This window comes from Aeoliella straminimaris, assembly GCF_024054565.1.
In the GTDB taxonomy this organism is placed as follows: Bacteria; Planctomycetota; Planctomycetia; order Pirellulales; family Lacipirellulaceae; genus Aeoliella; species Aeoliella straminimaris.
Map to the genome: position 1 here is coordinate 102,860 of NZ_JAMXLR010000072.1, position 12,565 is coordinate 115,424.

At 59.4% G+C, this 12,565-nt stretch carries 8 protein-coding genes; 3 read left to right on the forward strand and 5 right to left on the reverse strand.

Features of this window, described 5'->3' with window-relative positions; translation table 11 throughout:
• Window positions 1–236: 236 nt before the first annotated feature.
• Window positions 237–1,343 (reverse strand): PEP-CTERM sorting domain-containing protein, encoded by a 1,107-nt coding sequence (locus NG895_RS20340; protein ID WP_252854368.1) that lies wholly within the window; start codon window positions 1,341–1,343, stop codon window positions 237–239.
• A gap of 730 nt (window positions 1,344–2,073) precedes the next feature.
• Between NG895_RS20340 and NG895_RS20345 the strand changes: the two genes are divergently transcribed.
• From NG895_RS20345 to NG895_RS20355, 3 genes are read left to right on the forward strand one after another with little or no spacing between them, the layout of a single operon-like run.
• A complete protein-coding gene (locus NG895_RS20345) occupies window positions 2,074–5,151 on the forward strand; it encodes a DUF1553 domain-containing protein (RefSeq protein ID WP_252854369.1) in 3,078 nt (1,025 codons plus the stop codon).
• A gap of 49 nt (window positions 5,152–5,200) precedes the next feature.
• Window positions 5,201–6,652 (forward strand): DUF1501 domain-containing protein, encoded by a 1,452-nt coding sequence (locus NG895_RS20350; protein ID WP_252854370.1) that lies wholly within the window; start codon window positions 5,201–5,203, stop codon window positions 6,650–6,652.
• A gap of 54 nt (window positions 6,653–6,706) precedes the next feature.
• Complete coding sequence (locus NG895_RS20355) at window positions 6,707–7,546, forward strand: amidohydrolase family protein (RefSeq protein ID WP_252854371.1); 840 nt, start codon at window positions 6,707–6,709, stop codon at window positions 7,544–7,546.
• Window positions 7,547–7,553: 7 nt separating this feature from the next.
• Here NG895_RS20355 and NG895_RS20360 read toward each other — a convergent pair whose 3' ends face one another.
• The 4 genes from NG895_RS20360 to NG895_RS20375 all read right to left on the reverse strand — a co-directional run bounded on the left by NG895_RS20360 (window position 7,554) and on the right by NG895_RS20375 (window position 12,559).
• Window positions 7,554–8,573 carry a zinc-binding alcohol dehydrogenase family protein gene (locus NG895_RS20360; RefSeq protein WP_252854372.1) on the reverse strand — a complete coding sequence of 340 codons (1,020 nt, stop codon included), beginning with the start codon at window positions 8,571–8,573 and terminating at the stop codon, window positions 7,554–7,556.
• 41 nt (window positions 8,574–8,614) lie between these two features.
• Window positions 8,615–9,637, reverse strand: coding sequence for an aldo/keto reductase (locus NG895_RS20365; RefSeq protein ID WP_252854373.1), 1,023 nt, complete (start codon window positions 9,635–9,637; stop codon window positions 8,615–8,617).
• Between the two features lie 41 nt (window positions 9,638–9,678).
• Window positions 9,679–10,839, reverse strand: a complete 1,161-nt coding sequence (locus NG895_RS20370) for an AraC family transcriptional regulator (RefSeq protein WP_252854374.1) — start codon at window positions 10,837–10,839, stop codon at window positions 9,679–9,681.
• A 415-nt stretch (window positions 10,840–11,254) separates the two neighbouring features.
• Window positions 11,255–12,559 carry a TRAP transporter large permease gene (locus NG895_RS20375; protein ID WP_252854375.1) on the reverse strand — a complete coding sequence of 435 codons (1,305 nt, stop codon included), beginning with the start codon at window positions 12,557–12,559 and terminating at the stop codon, window positions 11,255–11,257.
• Between the last annotated feature and the right edge of the window lie 6 nt (window positions 12,560–12,565).

Genomic DNA, 12,565 nt, shown 5'->3' on the forward strand with positions numbered 1-12,565 from the left:
TTTGGTTGCCTTCAAAAGAGCATGTTGATTTGCTTGTCAGCGCCCATCAGGAAGCGGTTTGCGTCCTGGTGATAGGACGGAAACGACTTCCTGATCAGCGCTCGAAGATGGTTAGACTCTCCGAGCCTGAGACGGCTATTTCCAAACTACATCCTTCATAGGGAATCAGGCGGAGGTGCCCGTGGTGTACGGGCACCTCCGGTCCTGAATTACCTCGTTCAGGAATGCCTGTCTGCCTAGCGTCGGCGACGCAAGGCCAAAGCACCAACGCCCAGTAGGCTACCCAGGACGACAATCGAGCTTGGCTCGGGGATCGTATTGTTTGGCGACGGGAAACCACTGGCGAAGAAGAACTGGTCGGCGATGTAGATCTCATCGACCTGAATGTCACCTGCCGCTCGCTCACTATTTTGACTGCCACCTTCCAGACCAAAGGCCTTCATCACAAATGGCTTTACGTTCCCACCGTCGGTATGGACCCAACTAATGTGTCCATCCGAAGACCCATCAGCCTGCAGGTTGACCCATAGGTTGTACGTCGAGGTCGTAGGATCAACACGCAATACGAGGTGATCGACCCCATCGTAGTGAGCGCCGGCAGGGTTGTAGCTTGCGCTGGGATCCGGTTCTCCGGGGCCCGCACCGTTGTTACCGACGAAGATATTGTTGGCGTCGTTGAAATTGAACGCAGCCCAGGTGTCTACTACTTCGGGGTCGGTGTCTCCGGCATTGTACTGAGATTGGTTGTTGCCATTCCAGTTGCCGCCATTGCCGATGGTTCCCAAAGCGCCGTTGCTGCCGCCGCCGCTATCCATTAGGCGGATACCGGCATTCCGCGGGTACTCGGCCGCCAGGTTAAACTGCTGCCGCCAAGCATCCGTATCGGCGGGGTTGCCTTGAGGATCGTACTCCGTTGTCGAGACGTTTCTGATCTGAGCCAGCCAAGAGATGTAGACTGGCTTGCCACTGTTGACCGCTGCGTCTGTGGCAGCGTCGAAGTTGAGCGCGAGGAACGCATTGGCGCCATCGGCACCAGTGGCGCGCCCGTTACCGCCAACAGCCACATTGCTGCCCGGGTAACTGGCTGGGTATTGCAAACCGCCAGTCTCGAACTTGGAGGCGGCGCCTGTCCCGTTGGTGATGACCCAACCACCATCGAAGCCAAAGCCCGAATTCTGTACCGATGACAGTGGGGCGCCATTGGGGGCCGGCACGGGGTTATCGCTTGGAGACGAAGATTGCAGCGGGGCGTCGAATCCTTCGTACGCAATAGTTGCAGCACTGGCGGGATGCGCCAGCAGAGCGATCGCCAAGATCGCCAATCCACAGTTGAACACCTTCATTGGATCTCACTCCCAAACAAGAGAAGAAAAAGACTTGGACCTTTGACCCTGATCCTGAAGCAAATTACACAAGCAGCCAATCTAGATAAGCACACTCTTCTTCTGGTCAAACGAAGACGGACAACCAAAGCGGGTAGTTAACCGACTCGGAGTATACGCCCCCAGGTGACAAGTGAAGCAGAAGAAGAAACACAAACCGACCAGGGAATCCACGTGATCCCCAACAACAAGCTGCCACTCTCTAAAGTCAGGATAACCAATCGGGCAGAGTTTGCACGCCCTGTGCGCCCCTTTTTTAGGACTAAGTGCGTAAAGCCTACAGGCCTCCTGCGCAATAGGGACCTCCGCTTGCAGAAATCGACCCGGCGTGGGAATTCAATTGCAAGGTAGGGACTAACCAGCCCCCTATCTTGGTTGGTTCCACCTGGTAGTGGGGGGGAGCACTGCGTGCTCCCGCCAAATCTGTACGTACCCGCAACGTCCGAAATCAGGCCGTCGCACCAAGCGCTGCGTGAAAGCCTTAGCGGTATCCTATCGACAGTAGCAATACATCTCGCATCGACCAAAAGGTCACGCCTGGCCTGCAGCGGAGCGAGGCTGCGCATTGTAGCCGACACGAGGGCGACGCTGGTTGTGTGACGACCCGTGCCGGGTATTGTGCTACGATTAATCCATGTTCGGCTCATATTCCATTCTCCATCATGCCTCTGCACACCGCATGGTGCTTTGCATGGCAGCTTTGCTGGCAGTCGAGGCCACGGTCTTGGCGGCGCCCTCCCCCGATTCGCTTGCGCGTGAAGTGCGGGCCCTGTTATCGGATCGTTGTTTCGCCTGCCATGGCCCGGACAGTAACAAGCGAGAAGCGGACCTGAGGTTAGACATCGGCCACGACTTCATCGTGACGCCAGATAGCGACAACTTTGGCGTGGTGGTAGCCGGAACGCCAGACGAGAGCGAATTGCTCCGCCGCATTGAAAGCGACGACTCCAGCGAGCAAATGCCTCCCCCTGAGTCAAAGCTAACGCTCTCCACGAAGGAGAAGGAGTTAGTGCGACGGTGGATTGCGGCCGGAGCACCTTGGCAGCAGCACTGGGCATTCGTCCCGCCGGCTGGCGTCGAGCCTCCTGTGACGGCGTTTGATGGCTGGAAGCACCATCCCATCGATCGATTTGTCGCCCTAAGATTGGAGCAGGAAGGGCTTGAACCGGCGCCCAAGGCCGACCGGGCGACCTTGCTACGGCGAGTGACGCTCGATCTGACTGGTCTACCGCCGACGATCGCAGAGATCAACGACTTTTTGGCGGATGAATCGCCCGATGCCTACGAAAAGGTGGTCGACCGCCTGCTCGCATCACCGCGATTTGGCGAACGCATGGCGGTCGATTGGCTCGATGCGGCGCGATACGCAGATACCTATGGATATCAGAACGACCGCTTCCGCCGTGTGTGGCCCTGGCGCGACTGGGTGGTGCAGGCTCTGAATGACAACTTGCCCTACGACCAGTTTCTGACATGGCAGTTAGCTGGCGACTTGCTGTCCGCGCCCACTCGCGAACAACGACTGGCGACCACTTTCTGCCGTTTGCACCGTGAGACCAACGAAGGAGGGAGCCTGCCGAAGGAATTCCGCACCGAGAATGTGGCTGATCGAACTAACACGCTGGGCGCCGCCGTATTGGGGCTGACTCTGGAGTGTGCGCGTTGCCACGACCATAAGTTCGATCCGGTGTCGCAAAAAGATTACTACCAGCTGTTCGCATACTTCAACAACACCGGCGAACTGGGGCTTTACTCGCACTTCACCGATGCTATACCCACGCCGGCCATGAACTTGCCGACTGCCGAGCAGGCAGAGGAAATCGAGCGACTCGAGGCTGGCGTTCAGGAAGCACGGCAACGGGTCGACACGCTGCGTAACGCCGCGCATCAAGCTAAGCAGGCGAGGTTCACTCTGCCGGAGATCACGCTGCCCGAGCCGGTTGGTTCCTACGGGTTCGACTCATTGGGAGACGGCGAGCGATGGATTGGTCATCCCCAACTGGTGGACGGTCCGATGGGGAAGGCGATTGAGTTGAATGGAGAGAACGGCTGGCAGGGGCCACCGCACTCGTTCGAGCGTAGTGACCCGTTTACTCTATCAGTTTGGGTGCGACCCACGCACAAGGACCAAAACTGCATTGTCGTCCATCGATCTCAGGCGTGGCTCGATGCGGCTGGCAGGGGGTACCAAATCACACTCGATGAAGGCCGGCCGAGGTTTTGCCTAGTGCATTTCTGGCCAGGCGACGCCATCAGTGTCGTTGCCGAGCAGCCGTTGCCGCTGGATGAGTGGACGCATCTAGTGGTCACCTACGACGGTTCCAGCACGGCCGCAGGCGTGCAGATGCACTCGAACGGGCTTGCCTGCCAGGCGAAGGTGTCTCACGACTCGCTCACTCGGACTATTCGGTACGTGAAGGGAGATTTGGCAAGCGACGGCAATGTCCGGCTGGCCGTTGGGCATCGATTCCGCGATACCGGATTTCGCGGAGGGTCTATCGACCATCTGCAAGTATTCGACACCCAACTTACCGCTCTGGAAGTTCGTAAGTTGTCCGGGCGCACGCTCGAAGACGCTACGCCAACCGAGTTTGCCGAGTATGCTCTGGTACGAAGCGACCAGGCTTTTGCCGAAGCCATCGAACAGTTGGGCGAAGCCCGCCGACGTCGCGACGCCGCGCGGGATGCCGTGACGCAGATAGCCGTGATGCAGGATCAGCCCGAGCGCGAGGTCACGCACCTGCTGCGCCGGGGGGCGTATGACGCGCCCGGCGAGGTTGTCGAGCCGCGACCGCTGAGTATGATTGGCACCGAGATTTCCGCCGGTTCGCCAAACCGTCTTGGTCTGGCCCAATGGCTGACGGACCCCGAGCACCCACTCACCTCACGGGTGGCGGTGAATCGGTTCTGGCAAAGCATCTTCGGACGCGGATTGGTAAGTACGCCGAACGATTTTGGCAGCCAGGGAAGCTCGCCCACGCACCCCGAACTGTTGGATTACTTGGCCGTGAGGTTCGTCGAAACCGGGTGGGACGTAAAGGCCTTGATTCGCTTGATGGTCACGTCGGCCGCGTATCAGCAGTCGTCCATCGCCAGTGCCGAGCTACTGGAGCGCGATCCGGATAACGAGTTGCTGGCCCACGGCCCCAGCGGTCGGCTCACGGCCGAGATGGTTCGCGATGCGGCTTTGGCCAGTAGTGGATTGCTGGTCGAGCATCTGGGTGGCGCGCCGGTGCATCCCTTTCAGCCGGCCGGACTGTGGAAGGAAAAAGGGGCGGCCACCTATCAACGCGACCGTGGCGCAGGGAGCCATCGCCGCAGTCTGTACACGATTTGGAAACGCACCAGCCCGCCGCCGGCGATGATGTCGTTCGACTCGGCCGATCGCGAAGTTTGCGTTATGCAGCGCCAGGCGACGGTTACGCCGCTGCAAGCCTTGGTTTTGTTGAACGACCCCCAGCAGGTCGAAGCGGCTTGTGCACTGGCATATCGAGTCCAAGGCATGCAGTTGCCAACTGTGGAGAAGCGACTAGCGAGGTTGTTCCGTATCGCAACCAGTCGACACGCGAGCGAACAGGAGCTGTTGATACTAGAGCAGCTATTCGAGGAACAGCGTCAATACTACGACAGTCACCCTGCCGACGCGATCAAGCTGTTATCGGTGGGAGACCTGCCCGAACCCGCTGCCGCCACGGCGGTGGATACGGCCGCCATGGCCACGGTAGCCCAAGCGGTGCTGAATCATGACGCCGCGATTATGAAGCGATAACTGGCCAACAGGACTTGAAGAATTTTTCCCACGTTGCAGACCTTGAATCATGTTTGACTCCGCTCCACCGCCTGCTGATCAGCTGTCGCTGTTAGCGAATCGGCGGCATTTTCTGGCTAGTTCAGGGCTGTCCGTGGGGGCCGCTGCGCTCACGCAGCTACTGCCATCGAGGGCGGCGGCAGGCGGAATGTCGGGAACGCTGCAGGCGTTGCACTATGCGCCACGGGCTAAGCGGGTGATCTACCTGTTCATGAGTGGCGGGCCCTCGCAAATGGATCTGTTCGACTACAAGCCGCAACTCAACCAGATGAACGGCCAGCAGCTGCCCGACTCCGTGCGGCAGGGGCAACGCCTCACCGGGATGTCGGCCAATCAGGCCACCCTGCCACTGGCGGGGGCACAGTTCCGGTTCGCGCAGCATGGCAAGTCTGGCACTTGGGTGAGCGAGTTGCTGCCGCACACGGCCAAGGTGGTGGACGACTTGTGTATCATTCGCTCAATGCACACCGAGGCCATCAACCATGACCCGGCGATTACTTTCTTCCAAACCGGTTCGCAAAATGCCGGCCGACCGTCGATCGGCTCCTGGCTTAGCTACGGACTGGGAAGCATGAACGACGATCTGCCGACCTTCTGTGTCCTAGTGACCAAGGGGGGGACCGGTCAGCCCATCTACTCGCGTTTGTGGGGCAGTGGATTTCTGGCTTCCACGCACCAGGGAGTGCAATTCCGCAGTGGCAAGGATCCGGTGCTCTATCTCAACAATCCCGCCGGTGTCAGCCCTCAGGCACGCCGGAATATGCTCGATCGGTTGAACGAACTGCACCAACTGCAGTACCAGCACACCGAAGATCCGCGGGTGCTGGAGCGAATCGAACAATACGAAATGGCCTTTCGCATGCAAACTTCGGCGCCCGAGGCGACCGATCTTTCCAACGAGAGCGATTCGACGTTCGAGCTGTACGGCCCCGATGCCCGAGAGCCGGGGACTTTTGCGGCCAATTGCCTGTTGGCCCGGCGATTGGCGGAACGCAACGTGCGGTTCATTCAGCTCTTCCATCGTGGGTGGGATCAGCACAACAACTTGCCCAGTGAAATCCGCCGCCAATGTCGGGCCACCGACCAGGGCGCAGCCGCACTGGTGGCCGATCTCAAACAGCGGGGGATGCTGGACGACACGCTGGTGGTATGGGGAGGGGAGTTTGGTCGCACTGCTTACAGTCAAGGTGCACTCACTGCGAGTAACTATGGCCGCGATCACCACCCGCGTTGTTTTACCATGTGGATGGCTGGGGGGGGCGTGAAACCAGGCATGGTGTATGGGGAGACAGACGACTTTAGCTACAATCTGACCAAGGATCCTGTCCACGTGCACGATCTGCATGCTACGATGCTGCATCTTTTGGGTATCGATCACGAACGTCTGACCTATAAACATCAGGGCCGGCGTTACCGCCTGACGGATGTCGCTGGCGAGTTAGTAGGCGACATTCTCTCTTGAGCGCGGTCGTGGCGACGCCCCTGGGGCTCCTATGGACACAATCGGGACTTGGCGATGCGAATCGACTCTCATCAGCACTTCTGGCAATACGATCCGGCGGAACACGTTTGGATGAACGACCAGATGGGCAGTCTGAAGCAAGACTACTTGCCCACGGATCTAGCACCGCTGCTTGGGAAGAACAACTTCGACGGGACGGTGGTAGTGCAGGCCAGGCAATGCTTGGAGGAGACGAAGTGGTTGCTCGACTTGGCCGGCGAGTTTGACTTCATTCAAGGTGTGGTGGGATGGCTGGATCTCCGCACCGAGGAGTTGGAACAGCAACTCGATCGATTTGCCAATCATTCCAAGCTCAAAGGGGTGCGCCACGTGGTGCACGACGAACCGGACGATCGGTTCATGCTGCGAAGTGACTTTCGTCGCGGCATCGGTTGGCTGAAGGACTTTGGCCTGACGTACGACCTACTGCTCTTTCCCAAGCACCTGCCAGTGGCTCGGCAACTGGTCGAACAGTTTCCCGATCAGCCGTTTGTCGTCGATCACATCAGCAAACCACTAATCGCCAAGGGGCAGTTGTCGCCTTGGCGCGAAGACATCGCGCAATTGGCCCAATTTCCGAATGTCTACTGTAAACTATCGGGCATGGTGACCGAGACCGATTGGAATGACTGGCAGCCGGCCGATTTCGAGCCCTACCTGGACACGGTATGCGAAGCGTTCGGGCCCGAGAGGTTGATGATCGGGTCTGACTGGCCGGTGTGCACGCTGGCTGGCGACTATTCGTCGGTGATGGGGATTGTCGTCAACTACGTCGAGCGGCTCTCGCCTGCGGCGCAGCAGGGAGTGCTTGGGGGCAATTGCGCGAGGTTCTATGGACTTGCCAACACGCAATAGGTTGAGCTCAGTCGAGTGTGATGTGAATCTTCGTCACCTGCTGAGGGCTGGCCGACCACTGCTCCATGGCTTCGCATGCGCCCGCAAGGTTGGTGGAGCGATTGACGATCTCGTCCACCGGCAGCGAGCCACTTTGGAGCATTTCAATTACCGCATCGAAATCGCGGCGCAGGGCATTGCGTGAGCCGCGGATGTCGAGTTCCTTCATCACAAAGAACTTGGTCTCGTACTCGACGGCCGCCTTTGCGTAGCCCACATAGACCACCCGGCCAGCGAACGCGACTAGATTCACCGACGCACGAAATGTCTGCGGCAGCCCAACCGCTTCGATTACCAAATGGGGGCCATGCCCGTCAGTGAGTTCGGCGACTCGGGTGTTGAGGTCTTCGGTCAGGGAGTTAATGCTCTCGGCAGCGCCACATTTTTCGCCAAGTGCAAGCTTTTCGTCGTCGATATCCACCGCGATCACACGGGCGTGGCGACTGGCGGCGGCTGCGATGACGCCCAGACCGATTGCTCCGCAACCGAACACCAGCACGGTATCTTGTTCGGTTGCCTGACCGCGAGCCACGGCGTGTGCACCAACGGTAAGCGGTTCCACGAGGGCCAGATCTCGATCCGTTAGTCCCGGTGCGGCGATCAGTTTTTCGGCAGGTAGACAGGCGTACTCGGCCAAGGCACCGTCGCGCTGGACACCCAGCGTTTGGTTGTACTGGCAGCAATTCGGCCGGCCCGCCTGACAGGCCGTACATCGTTCGCATTCGGTGTATGGAAACACCAGGACATGTTGGCCAACCGACAAATCGGAAGTTGCGTCGGCGCCGAACTGCTCGATGGTGCCAGCTACCTCATGCCCGGGAATGCGCGGATACTCGACCAGCGGATTGGCGCCGCGAAAAGTACTGAGGTCCGTGCCGCAGTAGCCGACGGTTCGCACCCGCAGCAATACTTCGCCCGGACCAGGTTGCGGCACAGGGCGTTCGATCAAGCGAACCTCGCCTGGCTTGGCGATCTCTAGAACTTTCATCTTGTGCATTACCTCCGACGCATCGCTATTTGCGTCGTTGTTTAGCTGGTTAGGTAGGGGTATGCGCGAGCGATCAGGCCAGCCTGCTTGGCTTCGCTCCAAAATTCGCCGGTCACCTGCGTTTGGCCAAGTTCGACACACTCGGCAACGCGCTCCGGGCGACTAGTGTTGAGCGACACCGACGACACCTGCGGCGGTGACAGGGCGAACTGTACACAAGCGGCCGCCGGGAGCACCTCGTGTCGCTGGCAAAGATTGAGGAAAGCGTCTCGCCAGGCGAACAAGGGTTGGTCGTCCAGTGCTTCGGGGGAGGGAACTCGGTAGTCGAAGTAACGCCCGCCCACCAAAAAGCCGGCGTTGAAGACGGCCGAGTTGATGACGGTCACCTGCTGCTCGCCGAGCAGGCTGATCCAGTCGAGCAACTCCTGGGGATGGGTGTAGATGGTCAGGCGATTGGCGAGCATCACCCAGTCGAGCGAGACGCGATCGGCGATCAACTTCGCAATCCGCCAGTCTTTCGAGCCGACGCCAACTGCTCGAACCACGCCCTGCTGGCGAAGCTCCAGCAACGAGTCATACGCTCCCAGCAAGTCGTCGATGCGATGCTGCCGATCCTGTTCGTCGGAGGCCGCTGCAAGGAACTCATCGGGATCGTGAACCGACACCAGCTGTGGCTGGTAGGGTTCACCCAGTAGCTCGAGTCCTTGCTCCCAGCAATCGAGTATGCCCTGGCGACTGATCCGTTGCTTGGCGTCGTGTTGGATGTCGACCCAGGCCCCGGGCTCAAAGGTTGGCTCGATCGACGTGAGAGGTGTCCGCAACCAGCCGAGTTTGTTGCTGATCAGCACCTCGTCGGCGGGGGCCTGCAGCGTGCGAAGGTTCTTGCCGATCATCTCCAAAGCCAGGCCGGCGCCATACTTGCCGGCCGAGTCGATCACTGTCGGGCTTTCGCCGCAGGCCAGCCAGGCGCGGGTGATATCCAGCTTCTTTTCATCGCTGGGCGCTTCGTACAGATTGCCGAGTGCACTGGAACCAAAGATGACTGTGGGCAAGTCGAGGGGCATGGCGGGAAGCAGGGAAGGGGGGCCGCGACTGGTACTGGGCGTTAGCTTTCGAAAGAGCGGCGGAACTCGCCCGGGCTCATGCCGTACGCTTGTTGGAATGCGATCCGCATCTGCTTGACAGACGCGAAGCCGGTCCGTTTGGCGACCGAAGTGATGCTGGCTTTCGGTTCATCGGCTAGCAGCTGTTTGGCCTTCATTAGGCGTTGTCGGCGAATGTACTGATAGGGCGTTTCCCGAAACACATCGCGGAAGGCGTATTCGAGCCACCGCCGCGACACGTCCGCGTGGGCGGCCAGTTCTTCAATCGTGATGGGTTTGTGAATGTGATCGTGCAAGTGTGCGAGGGCTTTGTGCAGTCGCTCGTCAGATACTGCGAAGGCGGCAGTTGAATCGCGAGTAACCACTTCGCTGGGCGGGACGATGACTTCCTGCGAAGGAAGTCCCTCGCCTTTCATCAGCATGTCGAGCATCTCCGCTGCCTTGTACCCCTCCAAGGCATCGTTGCGGGCCACACTGGTCAGGGTGGGGCTAACGTGTTCGCAGATCACTTGCTCGTCATCGACACCGACCACGGCTACCTGATCTGGCACACTGATACCCTGTTCGCGGCATGCTTCGAGCACCTGGCAGGCACGATAGTCGGATACGACAAATACGCCGCACGGACGTTGCAACGATTGCAGCCACTTGGAAAGCTGCTCGTACTGCGACATCCAGGTGGCGCCGTCGAAGCGGAAGGTCGGTGTAGCAAGTAGTTGCGAGCAACTGCACCCTTGCTTCTCCAGGCTTTCGCTGAAGCCCAGCCAGCGAGTCCGCGAATACTGAATCTCTTCGAGACCGAAGAATCCGAATTCGCGAAAACCGCGGGCGAACAGGTGATCGGCGGCCAACTCGCCAATGGCGTAGTTGTCGACCATCGTGCGCGGCACGGGCGACTCGGCCAGGGCACTCGAGATATTGACCACCGGCATCGACAGGGTGGCCGCATACTCGGCTTCCTCTTTAGTGTTCAACGCCGCGAGCACGCCATCGCCGGTCCACCCGCTCAAGTCGAGAACCGAGAGGAGTAGCGACTCCGGTGCGATCGTCAGCGACCAAGGGAGTGCGTTTTCAGAAGCAAAACGTGTTACGCCTTCGATCAAGACTTCTTGATGCGAACCACGTGGGAACGCCAGGGCGATTTGTTGACTACGAGTGGCCACGACGAGTTATGCACCTCCAAAGGGTGTTGATTTACGAGAAGGCCGCCTGCCTTGCCGAAATGTTGCCCTTGCAAGCTTCACTCTCGACATGGACTGCATTGTGGTATGTTCGCCGCGCGATCGCAACTGGCGGGAGGAAATTGTACGACCAATTGGATGGCTGGCAATTGTGTCGCACAACTCGCTTGGCATAACGTGAAGTGTGAGGGGGACTATGTGCACTTACAGGTAACCTGCGCCGTGGCACGCAAGTTCAACCCGTCGAGTGCCGTTATAAGATAAGCCTGGCAGGGGGCCGGCGTGAAACTCGTTAAACTACTGGCGGCCTTGTGGTTGCAACGCGTGTGACGTTTTCCGAAACCCGCGTGAATGCGGCAGCAGGTGGAGAAACGCATGACACCTTGGATACGGGCGTTCAATCGAGCAGGCCGCTCATGCGAGGCAGCCACAGCGATAGCTCGGGCAGATAGGTGATTACCAGCAGGGCGACGAACATGGCAGCTAGGTAGGGAAGCAGTGGGCGGACCAATTGCGAGATGGTGGTTTTCCCAACCCCGCAGCCAACGAACAAGCAAGTGCCCACGGGCGGGGTGCAGAGTCCGATGCATAGGTTGGTGATCATGATGATCCCAAAATGCACGGGGTGGATGCCTAGATTCATCACGATCGGTAGCAGGATGGGGGCGAATATCAGCACTGCCGGCGTCATGTCCATGAATGTGCCAACGATCAGCAGCGTAATGTTGATGAGCAGCAGCAGGGCGATCTTGCTCTCGGTGAGGGCCAGTAACCCGTCGCTGACCATTTGAGGAATCGCTTCGTACGCGAGCATCCAGCTAACCGCTTGGCTGGCGGCAATCAGGAAAAAAATGACGGCGGTCGTGATGCCTGAGTCGAGGCAAATGCGGGGTAGATCGGGTACCGTAACTTCGCGGTACACCAGCACCGCCAAGACAAAGGCGTACAGCACGGCCACGGCGGCTGCTTCGGTGGCGGAGAATACGCCTTGCAGGATACCACCCAGCACAATGGCGATCAGCAACAAGCTGGGCAACGCCTGCAGGGTCGCCCGCCCGAGTGGCACGCGATCGAACTCATCGGCGTCGGCATCAGCGAACTCGAGCCGCGGGGCGAGCATCCAGCTCATCAATGCAATTGCGAGTCCCAGTACAACGCCGGGCAGCACGCCTGCAAAAAACATCGCGGCGACCGACACGTTTCCGGCCACCACCGCGTAGACGATCATGATGTTGCTGGGCGGAATCACCAGGCCAGTGGTCGCCGACACGGTGGTCAGCGCGACGCTGAAGGGAACCGGGTAACCCTTGCGCTTCATCTCGGGAAGAATCATGCCTCCCACGCCGGATACGGCGGCGGTGGCCGAACCGGAGATGGCTCCGAACAGCATGCAGGATATCGTACAGACGTAGGCCAGCGATCGACGGGAGTTACCCAGCATAGCGGTAGCGAACTGGACAAGCCGCCGTGCCATGCCTCCCTCGCCCATCAGACGACCTGCGAGTATGAAGGATGGAATGGCGAGCAGCGAGAAACTGGCTACGCCGTCGGTCATGCGTTGCGCCACGACACTGCTTGCGGCGCTGCCAACAGCGGACTGCAACGACAGCACGGCAGCCACGGCCAGCGCCACGGCGATCGGTACATCGATCAGCAGCAGCACGACGAATGTCAGGATCAGGATGAGTAGTTGCGGGTCCACGATAAA